This is a genomic window from Cohnella sp. GCM10012308 (assembly GCF_042649185.1).
GTDB lineage: Bacteria > Bacillota > Bacilli > Paenibacillales > Paenibacillaceae > Cohnella.
Map to the genome: position 1 here is coordinate 321573 of NZ_JBHRYU010000001.1, position 16526 is coordinate 338098.

Sequence of the window (16526 nt, forward strand, 5' to 3'; positions counted from 1 at the left end):
AGACATCCGCCTCCTTTTAGGAGAGATGTCTTCTTTTTTATGCTGAATTTGAACCGCAGGCGCTTTAGGTCATCTTTGCATGCGCAGCCCTTCGCGGATGAGCGCATACAAGCTGTTCAAGAAAGTTCCTCTTGTGAGGCAGGATTCGCGGGCCAGTGCTCCATCAAGATCTTTCCCGACGGAGGCGGAGACGCCAAGCGCTCTCGATGCGACTCGCATCCACCGTGTCGCCATCGTCCCGGTCAGCACGCTTTTGTCGTGCCAATACTCCCGTGGGCCGGCTTCGTTCAACGGCAGGCGCGGCCCCATATCGATGCCGACCGGAATCAGGCGGTCCGAAGCCGGAAGTACGGGCAAGGCAAGGCATCCAGGCAAGGTACGTATCCATGCGATCAGCTTGGCGGCTTCGGATAGCGGCATGAATTCGTCCAATCCGGCTGCATAGGTCGTGAAGAACCCTTTTGCTCCAAAGTATTCCGCCGCTCGCCGCGCAGGATGATCCCAGGCCACATCTTCAAAGTAGGTAATACGCTGCTCGCTCTCGAGCAAGCCGATCTGCAGGGCGTCAATCGGAACGCGTCGTACGTCCACGTCCCTTGCGATCGCAAGGTCTGCCGCCAGGCCTGCCGCAAAACCGAGCTGCATCCAGCATGGCTCCATTCGAATGGTCCCGAATCCCATATGCGTCGCCGATACGGCGACCGGAACAAGCAAGCCGTCAATCTCCCGCGGGACAATGACGCCGTATGGGATCTGATAGATCTCCGATAGCCAGTTCAGGCCGAGGAACCCCTCAAGCGCTTTATTTCGGCCTTCCGGCTCCCGTTTTTTCGTCGCATGAGAATCGATGGGATAATCCCCGATCGCGATGCTGTCGAACTGAATCGGCGCGCGTCCCAGACCGGGGGCCAGTCGGGCATCGTTTTCGGTAAACGTGTATTCTCCCTCTACCCGCCTAGCTTCACGCACATAAAGCTGCGGCGGGAAATAATCGGAATGAATAAATTCATCTGCCGCATAGCCCCAGCTTTGCGCATCCTTGCGAAAGTGCTCCGGCAGCTCCTCATCGTGCTGAATAAACCAGAGCAGCCCTTGAATATAGTGTCGCTGACGCTCGGCAAACCGCTCCCTCGTCCGGCGATCTCCATCGGCATAAGCCTTATTCTCCTCCGGAAGGTCCGTCGAGCACATGCAGTAATGATGGTTATTGCAGTCCGTCTTGCCGTTAGGCACGTCCAGAATATTAATCACGTCGCGAACGGAGTTGACGCGCCGCTCGGCAATGTCGCTTGCCAGCGAGGCATAACGCTCGCGGTCATACGCCTGCGGTCTGGCAATCGCAATGAAGTTATCCGGGTCCTGAGTAAGGCACAGCCGGAAATTAAACGCCTGTATCCGATCGTCCCCTTCGCCCGTGCTGCCAGGATAAACTTCCTTGGACTCGTCGAAGTTCATATAGAGCTTGCCGGCGTATTCCTCGTTCCATTCGTCCCGGGATTCGCGGCCCAGCCGATAAGGAACGCCCGCCAGCTTCGCCAGATCGCCCTCGTACGTACCGTCCACGAACACGCAGCCGTCGATCTCCCGTTCCCCTTCATCGGTTTGCAGTCGAAGGCCTCGCAGGCGATTGCCTTCTACCCGCACCCCCTTGAGCTCCGTGCGCATCCGGACCTGAAGCAGGTTCTCCTTGCTCGCCATTTCTACGAGGATGCGCATGGCCACGGACGGCTCGAAGAAGAGTCCGTTATTGCATGCCTTGACCTGCTCGGAATCCTCCCCGTACCGATCGCGATAATAGACGAGCACGCGATCGGCAAATTCGCGGAAAACGGCGCCGCAAGCGTCGCGGGAGAGAATATCGGTTCTTCCCAATCCGCTCGTCAGCATGCCTCCCAGGTGACCCGTCGGTTCCAACAGCAAGGTCCTGCGGCACTGCCTTGCCGCGCCGAGCGCCGCACCGATTCCGCCCGGCGTCGCTCCATAGATGACAACCTCAAAACCGCTCATTTGACCTCTGCTCCTTTTAACGGCGATTAGCCTTTGATTCCCGTAAAATTAATCCCTTTTTCGACGAAGCGCTGAGTGGATATGAACAAGAGCAGCAGCGGAATCAGAGACAGGATGCCGCTCGCGCTGATCCAGTTCGGCCGCACGATGGTGTTCCGGTTGGTCGTCTGCTGCATGTCGTTCATGGCGACCGGGAACGTCCAGTTTTCCGGCGACTTCGTCACGATATAAGGCCACATGAACTCGTTCCATACGGGCAGGAAGGTCATGACCCCCACGATCGTGAATACGGGGATCGACATCGGCATGACGATCCGCAGGAACGTTCTGAATTCCGTCGCCCCGTCGATCCGCGCGGCCTGCAGCAATTCCTTGGGCAGCTGATCGAAGAAGCCCTTGAACAGAAAGATGACGAAGCCCCAGGCGAAATGCGGCAGAATAATCGCCCAAAGGGTGTCGCTCAAATGCAAGTTCTTGATCAGGATATATTGAGGAATCAAGGTCGATACCCCCGGGATCATAATGGTCGCCAGGAAAAACATCAGCAGCGAGAACCTCAGACGATTGCTCCGAATAAGCTGGGACAAGGCATAGCTGCCGATGCCTGCGAAGATCAGCTGCCAGAAGATGACGGCGAACGTGACGATGCCGCTGTTGATAAAGTAACGGTAGAACCCCAGCTCGCCCGCATTTCCCGACGCCATACGCTGCAAGCTTGCGAAGCTATCGAACAGCCGCATCGGGTTGCGGGAATGCTCGATGCTCGTAATTTCCCCCGCCAACACGTCATGGGCCGCGAAGAAATCGCGATAAAGCTTCGCCACCTCATGGCTTGAGGAGGCGCCCGGCGCCTTGGCGGGCTTGGATGCCGGCCCGTACCACGCGAAGTCGCTCAGCTTTCTGTCCGCGATGGTCGCAAGCTTCAGCTTCATCACCTGGTCGTTGACGACCCGGGTAGGAACGACGGACATCTGGCCTACATAGAATTGAGCCGAAGTGGTCTTCGCCCGGAACAGCCGTTTGCCGTCCTTCGTCCCTTCTACGGTAATCTCGCCGATGTTGCTGCGGATTAAGGCCGCCCACGGAAACCAGATCGCCTCCATCGCGTCTTTTTTGTAAAAGTCCTCTTCCTTGCTATCGACGCCGGTATAATCGATCGTAACGGTAAGGGTATGAGGCACGGACGGCATAAATTTGGGGCTTGGAGATTGAATCGACTCGTTGTCCATCATGGAAGTGAGGAACAGCCACACGAGAGGCAGCGTGCCGAACACGAGGAAAAAGATCGTCACGGCATAGGAGGTAACTTTAAGTCCCTTCTCGCCCTTCTCGGAGATGCGGTTGGATGGCATGCGGATCAGTCCTCCTCCCTCTGCAGCCTGAATTGAATGACGGTGAGCACGGCGATGACAAGAAACATGAAAAACGAGAGTGCCGCCGACATGCCGAAATTCGATTGCTCGAAGGCGGAGCGCTGAATGAGCAAGGATACGACGAGCGAAGCGTCCGCGGGACCGCCCTTCGTCAGAATGAAGATATTGTCGAACGCGAGCAGCGCGCCGGACATGAACGAGATGAATTGGATGAGGATGACAAACCGAATGTTGGGTAGAACGAGGAACAGGATGCGGCGCCACGGACCGCAGCCGTCGATCTTGGCCGATTCGAACAATTCCGAAGGGATCGACTTGATCGCGGCATAGTACAGCAGCACGCCGATTCCGCCGCTGGCGAAGAACCCCGGCAGGACGATCGCGAACTTGGTCATGGCGATATCGTTGAGCCAGCCGTAGGGACCGAGCCCGATCTTGCCGAGCAGGTAATTGAACAGTCCGCTGTCGGGGTTGTACATCCACTTCCACAGCAGCGCGCCGGCCACGACCGGCAGGATGCTCGGAATTTGATACAGCACCCTGTACACCGCGTTCGCCCTGCGAATCTCGCTGAGGAAGAGCGCTTGAACGATCGGAACCCAGAACGTTAGCGCGACGGACAGCAGGAAAATAATAAAGGTATTCTTTAACGCGAGCCAGAACGTCGACGTCTTCAAAAAGACGAAATAGTTTTCCAATCCTACGAACTTGCCGGGCGGATTCACGATATCGTAGTTAAACAAACTGATCTGAACGGCCGAGAAAATCAGATAATATTTAAACACGATAAAGACGACAACGGACGGCAGTAAAAACAAGACCGGCGTCCACCGAATGCGGAATCGATTTTCGAGCTTCATCTATTCACCGCCTGCAAAAGAATAAATGCCGGGATCTCCATGATGGAAACCCCGACATTTTAACAATCCGTCCTTATTTGCTGGATTTGCTCAGGATATCCTTATTGTACTTGTCGATTACTTCCTTCTGCGCCAATTGCTCGGCCGCCTTCAGTTCCGTCAGCGGATCCGCGTTTTTATCGAGCAGAATCTTCTGGATCGGCTTTACCACGTAAGGACTCAGGCTCGATTTCAAGTAGTATTCCAATTGCTGTGTCTCGGCCGCCTTGCGGATGGCGCTTAAGAAATCGGTCGGCATCCCCTCGATATAATTCGTCGGATCCACGTCCTTGACGACGGTGAACGGATTGACGCCGAGACCGTTGTCTTTGTTGAACTGCAAACGGGACTCGATGGTTTCTTTGGACGACATGAACATGATGTATTCGAAGGCCGCTTGCCGCTTCTCAGGGGACGCCGACGGGCTGATGGCCCAGAAGCTGCCGCCTACCTGGGACGGGCCTACGCCCGCGGGACCTACCGGGTAGGGCATGAAGCCGATTTCGTTCGGATCCATCCCTTGGCTGACGAAGGCGTTGTAGGCGTCGGAAGCGCCGAGGATCATCGCCGATTTGCCGCTGTAAAAATCCTTGTTATTCTCTTCGTAAGATTGAAGCACGTTGCTCTGAACGACTTGATGCGTCCACTTCAAGTCCTTGTAATACTGAAGGGCTTTGACGGCCGCTTCCGAAGTGAAGGCCAGCTTGACGGTTCCGTCCGGCTGCAGCTCCGTCAAATCTCCGCCTGCCTGCCAGACGTAATATTCGAAGTGCCAGTCGCCCCAGTCCATGCCGAGAATATCGAATCCGACGGTCCCCGGATTTTTCTCTTGCACGGTCTTGGCCGTCGCGGCGAATTCGTCCCAAGTGGTCGGAAGGCTCGCGATTCCGGCGTTCGCGAACAGCTTTTTGTTGTAATACACGCCGGTCGAATACATCGTAAAGGGCACGCCATAGATTTTGCCGTCCCGGGTGGCCATGTTGAAGGCGCCGTCGATAAAGCGATCTTTGTCGGGCGAGGCGCTGACCAAATCCGTGATGTCCGCCACGATGCCCGCTTGAACGTATTCTTGCATCTTAGGGAAGGAGGGCCGGAACACCTCCGGCTGCTCGCCGCCTGCGACCGCTGCCAAAAATTTCTCTGACGTTTGCGTCTCGTCCTCGTGAATGACTTTGATGTTCGGATGAGCGTCGTCGAACTTGGCCTGAAGCTCTTCGGTAACCGCTTTGTTCGAGGCATCCGGCGCCGGCTTATCCCAGACCTTAATCTCGACGATAGCCGCTTCTTTCGAAGGCGCCGTCGAATTCGTCGCCGCCGGAGCGCTGGCGCTCGACTGATCCGTCGGCTGAGCCGCCGGATCGTCCCCGTTATTGGAACCGCACGCCGCCAGCATGCCGAAGGCTAACGACATCGTTAACATCGCAGCCCCTTTTTGTTTAGAACCCCTATAACGCTTCATTCCATAAACCTCCTGTGACAAGTGGTTGTTTTACATCTTCATCATAAGGGTTGGAAACTTCTAGCTGAATAGAAATAATAAACCATTCGGATATGAGAATTTCAACTAAATGGCAGGCTCTCCCCCGATCATCCGCCCTCTTTCCCCGAGGAAGCCGCCCCCTTCAAGCGATACTGAATCGGGGTCGTGCCCGTCGACTTCCGGAACACGCTGCTGAAGTATGCCGCGTCGGGGAAACCGACCAGGACGGCTATTTCTTGAATCTGCAGCTCTGTCTTTTTCAAGAGCTGTTCGGCTTTGCGAATCCGTTCGTCCGTCATATAGCTGACGAAGCTGCTCTTGAACCTCTCTTTAAACCGTCTGGAGAAATAATTCGGATGGATATAGAAGCGATCCGCGATCGTCTGCAGGCTGATCGGCTCGTGCAGGTTATTGTCGATATAGAGCTTGATCTCGTCCATCAGGTCGGGATTCGATGAATGCCGCATTCGGCTTAAGTGCTCGATCAAATTATTCGTCATTCCCGCGAGCTTGCCCGCGATCTCCGTCCAGTCCTCCGCCCCGTGGAGCCAGCTCAGCATATCGTCGACTTCACCGATAATCCATTCCGGGATGCTCGCCTGAAGGAGGAGATATTTGCGATAGAGGAGATAAAAATCGATGCAGAAGCTCTCTAATTGATTAAAGCTGGACGACTCGATTTGAACGAGAGCTTCGATACGGCGGCCGAGCCACTTGGTCAGAGCCGACGCGTTGCCGTCGTTTAAAAGATGAAATACGAGTCGCTCGTCCTCTTCCGCGAGGATCGAGCATCCGTTCCTCATGCCGCCGGCTGCCTGCGGCATCCCGTAAACTTGATTGCGTCCATGGAGGATCCGATCCCGCAGCGCTTGCTTCGCTTGCTGATAGGACTGATGGATCTGGCCGATATTCCGCACAGGCATGCCGATGCCGACGGTCGCCTCCACCTTGAGATAGCGGTTAATGCCCGTCATCGCCTCTTCAAGCTCCCGCTTCATGGCGGAGCGTTCGATGGACTGCCCGTCCCCAAGCACATAGACGAGCTCTTTGTCATAGATCGAATGACGGAACAGCGTTCCTTGGCGGTCAGAGGATTCGAGCATCTGGGAGATGACGTTCGAGATTGCGAATCGAAGCAGCGCTTCATCCCCTTTGAGGAAGGAACGATGGGGCAGGCCGGGCAGCTCGACTTCGAACACGACCACCACGAATTCGCGACAAGAGACGTTCATGGCGGCCAGCTTCTCGTCCTGCTCGACGGCAGCGCTTTCGCCCCCCTGCTGGATCAGCTTGGTCAACAGCCGTTCGCGCGAGGTCTCTTCGCTTTTTTTCTGAAGCTGTTGAAGCTCGTCGCCCATTGACGAATGCCGTCGGTCCTGCTCGATCTTCGCCATGATTCGAATCAGGCAGCCCCGAAGCTCTTCGGGATCGACCGGCTTCAGCAGGTAATCGGCGACGCCGTACTGAATGCCTCTTTTGGCGAATTCGAATTCCTCGTATCCGCTGACTAGAATGAATTGCAGCTTCTCGTCCAGCTTTTTGGCCTCGCGGATAAAATCGAGTCCGTTCATCTCCGGCATTCGAATATCCGTGACGACGATGTCCGGACGCCATTCGGCCAGTCGTCGCAAGCCTTCGAGTCCGTCCGCGGCTTCGCCGATCTCCTCGATCGGCAGTCCCATTCGCTCGATGACCCGAACAAGACCTTGCCGCAGCAAAGGCTCGTCTTCAATAAGGAGCACCTTCATCCGTCCGCTCCTCCTCTCCCAGTTTTCTTAGCGTAATAACGACTAACGTCCCTTGCTCCTGTTCGCTGGATATCGTCAGCCCGTAAGCGCTCCCGTATAAAAGCTTGATGCGATGCTGCACGTTCATGAGCCCGATGGAAGACGGCGGATTCGAGTCCCGGCGCTGCTGGAAGTCCTGGCTCAGCAGCATGTTCAACTCATCCAATCTTGCCGTCGCGATCGGCGGGCCGTTGTTCCATACGGAGAGATAGATCTCTTGATCGGTTCGGCTCCAGCCGCGGATTCGCAATTCGCTCTGAGCGGAAACTTTATCGAAGACATGCACGAAGCAGTTCTCGACCACGGGCTGGATCAACAGCTTCGGGATGGCAATGCCGTACAACGCCTCCTCGACCTCGATCGCGTATTTAAACCGACTTCCGTATCGCTGCTGCTGAATGTAGAGATACAACTCGATCTGCCGCAACTCCAACTGCATCGTCGACATTCTGTCGGTGCCGATGTTGTAGCGGAACATCTTCGCCAACGACCGGCTGATGAGACTGATTCGATCGTCCTCGTGAAGCGTAGCGAGACTATCGATAATGCCCAACGTGTTGTATAAAAAATGAGGATTGATCTGGGATTGAAGCGACTTGATTTCCGCCTCTTTGCGGACCAGATCGGCCTCGTATACTTTCAGGATCAGCGACTTGATTTCCTCGGCCATATGATTGAAACGATGGATGATGTATCCGGTCTCGTCTTTGGAGCGAATAGGGAGCGTAATATCGTAGTCGCCCTTCTCGACGGCCAGAATGCCTTTCTTAAGCTCCTTGAGCGGAGTGAGAATTCGCGAAGACAACACACTTGCGATCAGCATGGCGCCCATTAAGCAGGCCATTCCGATAAAAATCGTATCCCGCGCCAATCCGTTCACCTTTTTGAGCAGGGTGCGAACGTCGACGATGCCGATCAGGACCCAAGACGTATTTGCCAAGGGCTGGGAGACGTACAGCACCTTAGCGTCCCCATGGCGTTCGAGCGGCTTGCCCAGCAAGGAGAGATCGTCCGCTATTCGGACCGTCTCCGTATTGGAGTCCGCCAGCAGGAAGTCTACGCCTTCCGTCTCTCCGAGACCCGCCAGCCATTGACTCAGATGCTCGTAGGACAGCTGGACCATCAGGACGCCGATGATGGGGAACTTGGAGAGCGCGCTGATCTTCTTCACCGCCTGTACGAACGTAAGCGTGCTCGCTTCCTGACCCGTGCGACGGTCGAACGCGATCGAGGGCACCCATACGCCTTTTCCGTCGTTCGCGATCGCCACTTTCTTCAACGCCTCGAAGTCGGGCACGTCGGTGTTATTGAGATTGCCTTTGATCAGGCGATTGCCTTCGAGCTGGGTGACCACAATGAATTCCACGGCGGAATGATCCGTCACGAACTGGCTGAAGTTGCCGGAGAACTCGCCATAGGCCACAGGATCGGAGCCTAACGTTTGCACGAAGCTTTGGAATCTCGGATCCGAGAAGTAGTTCCATGCGGTACTCTTGATGTTCGCCATCTGCGTCTCCAGGTTGGATGCCGATTGCGAGCTGAACATCTCCATGTTCTGGATTTCGCGCTGCTTAATGTCTGAGGAAGTATGGGAATAGGAATAGAGGCCAAGCGTCGATACCGTTACCGTGATAATAGCGAATAAGGCGAGCAGCATTTTGCGGAACAGGGAGCGCGCGACGTAAGCGAATACGTCCATCGTCCGCTTTTTGACCGATTGGATCAACGAGAATATCGCCATCGCCCCCAGCATGCATTTTTCTCTATTGTTCGTGATCGTTCTGTCTAATCCTGCAAAGGGGGCCCTTTCCAACTATAGATTCAGCGTAATTGTATAGCGTTAAAAAAAAAGCGAGAATGGAAAATCTACACTTCCTCGCTATGAATATTTTAACGTGAACGCAAAAAGGCGGCCGAGGGAGCATTCCCTCGCACCGCCGTTGTTCCGCTTGGCGTTAGACCCCGCTTACCTTGAAGTTATCCACATAAACCCGGTGATCCCGCTGAAAAGTTGATCCGATCAGGGCGGCTGCATAGGCCGTCGCGTTGTTGGTGAAGCCGGCCGTCGCGAAGCTGTAATCGCTCGTGCTTCCCGTGAAGGTTACGTCGGAGATCGCGCCGCTTGCGGTATTCACCGTATAGGCGAGATGGAGAAAGCCGCTCTCCGGATTCCATGCGCCGGTATACGCGATCGAGGATCCGACGGACTGCCCGTTCACCTTCAGGGTGATCGCTCCCGTCCGATTGTCGATGCTTAGGCCCGTAAAAGAAGTCTCCACGATATCGCCGCCGCTCCAGGAAGGAAGGGCGGCATAGAATCCGAGCCCCACGTGCTCGTAAGCTTTAACCGGGAACGAAAGGTCCGCTTCGATGCGCAGGCGCGCCGGCTTGGCATAGGTGCCAGCGCTGCCGAGCGGAATGGCGATCGCGCCCTTGGCATTGCCGCCAGCGTTCATCTGCGCTTGCGGTGCGGGAGCGCCTGAGCCGGTGTTGACGAAGGCGGAAAAATTGCCGTTCGAAGGGAAATTGAGCAACGTCCAGGTTCCCCCGGGAAGGTTGGCCGCGTCCGGCGATCTGCCGGCGAGCGTACTCCCGTTGCTTCCGCCAAACGTGTCGGAGATCAAGACGACGGCTTGAACCGTCACCGCCACGTTCGCGGTCAAGCCTCCATAAGCGGCTTGCACGACGGACGTACCCGCCGATACCGCCGTAATCGTCCCTGTCGCATCGACGGCGGCTACCGCCGGATCGCTGCTCGACCAAGCGATCTGAACGCCGCTCATGGCTGCGTTATTCTGATCGTAGACCGCTGCCGTTACGGAAGCCGTACCGCCGACAGGCAAGGCGACGGCTGCCGGGTCGACCGCGATCGACGCCGGTTCGGAGATGTCCGCTCCAACGTTCGTCCGGTCCGTTAAGATCAAATCTCCGAAAAGCTCCGGATTTTTACTAAGGCCGATCCCGCTCATGTATTCCATCCATCCGCGTCTGCCCGTTCCGTCATTATCGTTGACCAGGAAGGAGAATCCGATCGCGTTCGCAGCGGACGGCGTCATGCCGGCCGGCAGTATATCCGACCAGTCGATCGCCATCTCGTAGACGGTTTGGGTACCTTCGCGATGGACCGCGACCGAGGAATTCTGCAGGTTATTGCCGCCGATGCCGCCTCTTTTCATGACCGCGTTCGTCTCCGAATTCAAGGCGATGCTGTTCTCGCTCCATCCCAGCTTACCAGGTTCGATAGAGCGGCCCGGATCGATCGCGAACTGGATGGAGTCGCCTTTCCAGGAATCCCCCGGCGGGTTGTTGTTAAGGTGGGTATTGTCCGTCACGCGGACGGCCAGGTACAGATGCTCCGCGTCCCACTTCGTATAGGCGTCGGCGCTTAAGTCCGCCGTTCCTCCCCAATCGGACATGAGCCGGACCTGCGAGGCCTGATCGAGCGCGAACGATTCCGCATGGCTCCACTCCGCGCTGCCCAGGACGCCATCGATCACGATCGGCTGGTTCGCCTTCACCGCCGTCAGGGCGCTCATATTCCGTTCGATGAGCTGCGAGAACCCGTCGTCCCGGTCTACCCGCACCTTGACGGGAAGCGGCGTGTCCTTGCTCAGGGACGACGCTGGAATCGCGACGGTCGCGCCGGAATTCGGCGCGATCGGTCCGAAGGCGAACGTTCCGGCCATCGAAGCCGGCTCCAGCACCGTCACGGTGCCTCCGCTCATCGTCGCAAGCGAATTCTGATTGTCGATCGTGACTGCCAGATCCCATCCGTCGCCCGCTGCGTTCACGACGGGGGAGGCATGCACGACGACCGCCTCCTTCATCCGGAATTCGAGCGTCAGGCTGCCGTAACGTTCCCCCGCCGAACCGATCGGATTGATTCTCGCGATGCCATCGGAAGAGGTCTCCGGGGCTCTCACGGTTAAGACGTCCGTCGCCGATCCGGAGCTGTAGGCGCTTCCCGAGACCAACTGCCAGCCGAGAGGCAGCACGGACTCATAAGTACCGGAGAGCGACTGGGCCCCGCCTGCCCGCGTGACCGTGATCTGAACCTCTTCACCGGGCGCTGCCGTAACGACCGATGCATTCGCCGTGTACGTCGGCGTATCCAGAACGGGAGCCGCGGCGAAGTTCCCGATGAGGTAGACGGGAGCTTCGGAAATCGTGAACGTCGTCGTCCCGTCGATCGTATCGAAGGAACGGGCATTGCCGAACAGATCCGTCAGTACGACCTGGGCGCTTCCCGTATGCAAGCCGATTTGCTTGTCGACATTCGACCAGAGCACGACGATATCCTGGTTGTCGGACGCCCGGTGGAACTTATACGCCCTGACGTCGCCGTCCGCCAAGCTGTAAGCTTGAACGAAGGAGGCGCCGCCCAGCAGGTCCGATACGGCATTCAGCCCGACGAACGAAGGCTTAGGCGAATTGTCGACGTAGAGCAAGCCTTGGCTGCATTCATAGAAGGTCCCGTCGGTGCAATCGTTCAGAAAATCGTACCAATAAATTTTGTCGATCAACGTGTCGTTCGCCAGATTGGTCACGTACAATTGAGCCGCGTAGGAAGCCGAGTCAATCTCCGTAACCCCTCCCCACTTCTGATCCATCGTCGGCCAGCCGATCTCGGTCAGCCACAATTCAATCTCCTTCGTAAGCCCGTGGTTCGTTTGATAAGCTTGGATATAGTCCTTCAAATCCTGGAATTCTGCGATCGTCCCTCCTTTTTCGGGATTATGCGAAGGATATACGTGGAAAGACATCGCGTCCAGATATTGCGTGGCGCCAAGATCTACCAGCTGCTTCAGCCAAGGCTCGTCGTAGTTCAGCGTTACGCCGCCGACGACCTTCATGCTCGGATTGACGCCCTTGATGGTCGTATAAGCGTTCTGCAAAATGGCCAGATACTGCGCCGGCGTCAATTGCGTGCTCAACTCATTGCCGATCTCAAAAGCGTTCACTTTGCCCTGCAGGCTCGTCACCGTCTGCTGGATGGCAACGGGATCGGTGCTCGTCACGATAAACGTACTTAATCCGTTGGCGGTCGCATTGTCGATGTAGGTCGTCGGATTGCCCGCGACATAGCCGTCGCGAATCGATACGGCGCCCGTCTGGACGGCAAGCGGCAGCCGGACGTCCGAGCCCCCGTACGCTTTGCTGAAGTGCGTGTTCAATCCCAGAAAGGAATGCACGGGCTTGCCCGTCAGATCGGCGATCGTGCCGATGTGAATGTTTTCATGGAGCTTAATCGTACCGTCCGCATTGACCGCGTCTACGGATACGGTGTAGGTCCCTTTATCCAAAATGCCGAAGTTCAGCGGCTTGACGAAGCCCTTCTGCATTGGATTGAGACTGACCTGAAACGCGCCGTCACCCACGACGGCATTGGCATCGTCAAGAAGGTTGTACGTCACGTCCAGCGTTCTGCCCGAATTGAATTGGTTGTCGAAAACCAAATTGACGGCCGAAGCTTCCGTCTCCTTAAAGACGCTGCCCGTCTTCACTTGCGCTCCCCGCATGGACACGGTAGGAATCAACTCCACCTCCACTTTGGAGAAGCAGATCGGGACGCTCGTCTCGATCCGGAAGTCGGCGCCATTATTCAGACGGTTGCCGAATTGCGCATCGTCGACGATGTATGTCGCCTGCTTCCAAGTGTTGCTGCCTTTCAGCAAGGTCAGATCCGTATAGGCGTACTGGGTCAGCGTGGAATCGTAGGCCAGCTTGAAGCCCTTTTCGCCCGTCACGGCGCTGTCGTAGTAATCTACCGTCACCTTGACCTTATTTTTGCCGCCGTAAATATAATTGTCGGACACCTTGAAATAAATGTAATGCGCGCTGGCAGCCGGATTCGTCTGCCAACCGGTGATGCCGCTATAGGTCTGGATGGTCTTGGCGTTCGTATCTCCGGCAAATGGCGTCAATCCGTTTTCCTGTACGGCAGCGCCCAGGATTGCGGTTGCCGGACCGGTAAACGGCGTCACGGTGACGGGAACGGTTTTCGCTAAAGCGCCGTTCTTTGCCGTGACGACGGCGGTTCCTGCTTGCAAGGCCGTGATCTTGCCCGTGCTGTCGACCGTGGCGACCGACGTATTGCTGCTGGAATAGCTGACGGCAAGCTTGTTCATCAGGTACCCGTTCTGGTCCGTCACGGCTGCGGCGATCGTTCTTGTCGTGCCGATCGGCAGGCTGACGCTTGCCGGGACCGCTTGAACCCCCGTCGCCACGGAAGTTGCCGCGCTCTTCCCCACGGTGACGCTTCCGAACAGAATGGGAACGGAGGTATCGATTCGGATGTCTGCTCCGTTTTCCCTGTTCGCGAGGTTCGCGTCCTTCAAAGAGTAGGTGACCGTCTTCCATGTGTTGCTGCCGGTCAGATACGTCTTGGGAACGTTATAATCCCAAGCGTTCGATACCGAATCGTAAGAGAAGCCGAAGGTGTTGTTCGCGATGTCGGCGCTGTCGTAATACTCGAACGCGACCGTAACCGCGTTCGTTCCGCCATTGATGAAGGCATCCTGCACATTCAGGTAAATATATTTCTCCCCGCCGGCCGGATCGGTTCTCCAACCGGACTTGCCTTGTACCGTCTCTTTAACGACGCCTCCCGGGCCGTCTCCGCTCCATGCCGTAATCCCGTTCTCCGTATTCGTCTCTCCCAGCGCGATGCTGACCGGGCCCGGTACCGGATCCGCGCTTGCGTAAGACGGGACGATCGCGACAACGATCATCAATGCGAGCAACAATGATACAACGGACTTCCTCTTCATCATACCCCACCTTCCTCATCATTAGGTTAGATGCAATTTCAGTATAATGACGAGGAGCAAAGCACCCTATGAATATCCTAATGAAAGCGCTATTAAATATTGAACGTGTCCGGAAAACGCACCTATCGCCCTGCTAATAACGCGTTTGAAACTATATCGTCACGCAAAAGAAAAACCCGCGGAATCGCCTGCCGCGGGTTTACTTCTATCCTTATACAACGACGCTAGCTGAAAAATCGCTTCGCATGGCGATGCAGCTCGACGGCGTAATGGCCGAAGCCCTCTTCGGTCGGGTGCACGCCGTCCGCGAACAAATATGGCGATCCGGGCACGAGACCGGTGCCGTCGACGACATGGACATGGCCTCCGGCTCCGTCTGCGCTTGCGACAGCGTCCGCGATCGTCCGCCGAACGTCGGACAGCGTTCCCGCGGCTTTGCGTTCGTCTTGATGATGCGCCCAGATCGGCGTAATAACGAGAATCGGAACCCCGTCATAGCGGGTCGCGATCTTGGTCAACAACGCTCCCGCATCGGCAGCGATCTCTTCCGACGATCTGTCCTTTGCCCAATCGTTGACGCCGTACGCGACCGTGATCAGATCCGGTTCATAGGGCAGCGCGGGATCGAAGCTATCCGGATCGAAGTCGTGCTGGCCGACGCCTTGATTGAGCAGCTCCGCGTCAAGCAGCCTTGCCAGACGGACGGGATAGGCGCCTGCCGGATTGCGACTGTCGAAGCCTTGCGTGATCGAATCCCCCAAGCTTAGCAGTCTGCGTGAAGACCGCTCCGACGCGGGTGCGACGGAAGCGCCGGGCGACAAGCGGACGCCGGCGACCGACAGCCGGGAGAACTGCGACAAATAAATCTCGACCTTATTCGATTCGCCGGCCTCTCCGGTCGGCGGAAGCAGGAAGCGGAACGTCGCCGAGCGGGGCAAGGCGCCGAGCGGCTCGCATGTCTGAAGGCTTGTCCACCGGCCGTTAACCGCTGCCATCGCTTGCGCGTAGTCGCGGACCGTGCCTTCCACCATCACGTCCAACTCCAGCCATTCGGCATCCGTCTGCAACACGAGACAGATGCCGGCCGGACATTGAGAACGAAGACGGTAAGCTTCGTTGCTGCTGAAGTGCGCGAGTTGACGCTCGGTGAACCGAACGGGCTGCACGCCGTAAGATGTCTGCTTCAATGCGAGCAAATTGCGATAATAGGCGGGGTCTGTCCAAAAAGCGGTTGCTTGGCTCATTTTCGTCTCCTTGGGTTATAAGCAATGAAATGGTATGTTATGGCATTATAACATCCTTTTCAGCCTTAAGCCTTATTTACCCCCTTGAAACGACGCTTCGCCGCAGTCCTTCGCGCTCCGCCGGGGCGCGCCGCCCTCAATGCGGATACATCGTCTCGAATTCGACGCCGCAAGGTCCCCCGTCGGCATTCAGATCCAGCTCCACTTCCGTCCCGTCTGCATGATATAGCGGCCGGTAATATTGGCCGATTGCCGTAGCGGACGCGTTGGCATAATGGCAGATGAACGCCCGGCGGAATCGGTCCTTCGTCTTGTTGCGATACGATCCGTGAATCAGATTCCCGTTAAAAAATAGTACGTCCCCAGGCTCCATGACGACCGGCATCGCCTTTTGGTCCTTTGGCGGCTTCACGAAATGGGTCGTGAACGACTCCTTCGCATCGGCGTGCTCCGGACATACGATCTCGTAATCGTGCGTCTTCGGCACGACCAGCATGCCGCCGTTCTCCTCGTTCGCCTCGTCGACCGCGGTCCAGGCGGCGATACAGTTGCCCGGCTCCACCTTCAAGTAAAAGTTGTCCTGATGCAGCGCCTGGCCTTTGGCCCCGGGCGGCTTGTAGTAAAACATGCTTTGCGCGGCCAGCGGCGGCTCCTCGTACAAATCCTCCAATACGGCTAACACCGGCTGATGCAGCATATACCTTTTAGCCGTGTCGTTAAAGCGGTGCGGGTGCATGACCCGCGGGTACCTTTTTAGCGGTTCGTCTTCGCCTGCGTTCATATCGGGCTCGTAATAGCCCGGCACGCCCGTGCGGCCGATGTCTTGGAAGGTATCCTTGATTTCTTGAAGCTGCTGCGGATTATATAGCCCTCTTACGATAAGAAAGCCTTCGTTTTCGAACTTGTTTTTCTGCTCCTCGGTCAAGCTCTGAAGCGCATAAGCCATGCCTTCTCCTCCTCCGAATC

The 16526-nt window shown here is 56.6% G+C and carries 9 protein-coding genes; all 9 read right to left on the reverse strand.

Features of this window, described 5'->3' with window-relative positions; all coding sequences use genetic code 11:
- Positions 1 to 69: 69 nt before the first annotated feature.
- The gene (locus ACFOTD_RS01625) at positions 70 to 2007 is read right to left on the reverse strand and encodes an FAD-dependent oxidoreductase (RefSeq protein WP_378115090.1); all 1938 of its coding nucleotides are present in this window, start codon (positions 2005 to 2007) and stop codon (positions 70 to 72) included.
- A gap of 26 nt (positions 2008 to 2033) precedes the next feature.
- Entirely contained in the window at positions 2034 to 3359 is a 1326-nt protein-coding gene (locus ACFOTD_RS01630) for a carbohydrate ABC transporter permease (RefSeq protein ID WP_378115092.1), read from the reverse strand.
- A gap of 5 nt (positions 3360 to 3364) precedes the next feature.
- On the reverse strand, positions 3365 to 4240 hold the full coding sequence (locus tag ACFOTD_RS01635) for a carbohydrate ABC transporter permease (protein ID WP_378115094.1): 876 nt from the start codon (positions 4238 to 4240) through the stop codon (positions 3365 to 3367).
- 73 nt (positions 4241 to 4313) lie between these two features.
- A complete protein-coding gene (locus ACFOTD_RS01640) occupies positions 4314 to 5738 on the reverse strand; it encodes an extracellular solute-binding protein (RefSeq protein WP_378115096.1) in 1425 nt (474 codons plus the stop codon).
- Between the two features lie 128 nt (positions 5739 to 5866).
- A complete protein-coding gene (locus ACFOTD_RS01645; RefSeq protein WP_378115098.1) occupies positions 5867 to 7507 on the reverse strand; it encodes a response regulator in 1641 nt (546 codons plus the stop codon).
- Positions 7488 to 9299 (reverse strand): sensor histidine kinase, encoded by a 1812-nt coding sequence (locus tag ACFOTD_RS01650; protein WP_378115100.1) that lies wholly within the window; start codon positions 9297 to 9299, stop codon positions 7488 to 7490. Before ACFOTD_RS01650 ends, ACFOTD_RS01645 begins: the two co-directional genes overlap by 20 nt.
- Before the next feature lie 202 nt (positions 9300 to 9501).
- Positions 9502 to 14319 (reverse strand): sugar-binding protein, encoded by a 4818-nt coding sequence (locus ACFOTD_RS01655; protein WP_378115101.1) that lies wholly within the window; start codon positions 14317 to 14319, stop codon positions 9502 to 9504.
- A 221-nt stretch (positions 14320 to 14540) separates the two neighbouring features.
- Positions 14541 to 15560, reverse strand: coding sequence for an SGNH/GDSL hydrolase family protein (locus ACFOTD_RS01660; RefSeq protein ID WP_378115103.1), 1020 nt, complete (start codon positions 15558 to 15560; stop codon positions 14541 to 14543).
- A gap of 136 nt (positions 15561 to 15696) precedes the next feature.
- Entirely contained in the window at positions 15697 to 16506 is an 810-nt protein-coding gene (locus ACFOTD_RS01665; protein ID WP_378115105.1) for a phytanoyl-CoA dioxygenase family protein, read from the reverse strand.
- Positions 16507 to 16526: the final 20 nt, after the last annotated feature.

Bases quoted from the DNA above. Each gene is read 5' to 3' on its own strand.
- ACFOTD_RS01660 (WP_378115103.1), bottom strand. From the start codon at position 15,560: ATGAGCCAAGCAACCGCTTTTTGGACAGACCCCGCCTATTATCGCAAT.
- ACFOTD_RS01665 (WP_378115105.1), bottom strand. From the start codon at position 16,506: ATGGCTTATGCGCTTCAGAGCTTGACCGAGGAGCAGAAAAACAAGTTC.
- ACFOTD_RS01625 (WP_378115090.1), bottom strand. From the start codon at position 2,007: ATGAGCGGTTTTGAGGTTGTCATCTATGGAGCGACGCCGGGCGGAATC.
- ACFOTD_RS01650 (WP_378115100.1), bottom strand. From the start codon at position 9,299: ATGCTGGGGGCGATGGCGATATTCTCGTTGATCCAATCGGTCAAAAAG.
- ACFOTD_RS01635 (WP_378115094.1), bottom strand. From the start codon at position 4,240: ATGAAGCTCGAAAATCGATTCCGCATTCGGTGGACGCCGGTCTTGTTT.
- ACFOTD_RS01630 (WP_378115092.1), bottom strand. From the start codon at position 3,359: ATGCCATCCAACCGCATCTCCGAGAAGGGCGAGAAGGGACTTAAAGTT.
- ACFOTD_RS01640 (WP_378115096.1), bottom strand. From the start codon at position 5,738: ATGAAGCGTTATAGGGGTTCTAAACAAAAAGGGGCTGCGATGTTAACG.
- ACFOTD_RS01655 (WP_378115101.1), bottom strand. From the start codon at position 14,319: ATGATGAAGAGGAAGTCCGTTGTATCATTGTTGCTCGCATTGATGATC.
- ACFOTD_RS01645 (WP_378115098.1), bottom strand. From the start codon at position 7,507: ATGAAGGTGCTCCTTATTGAAGACGAGCCTTTGCTGCGGCAAGGTCTT.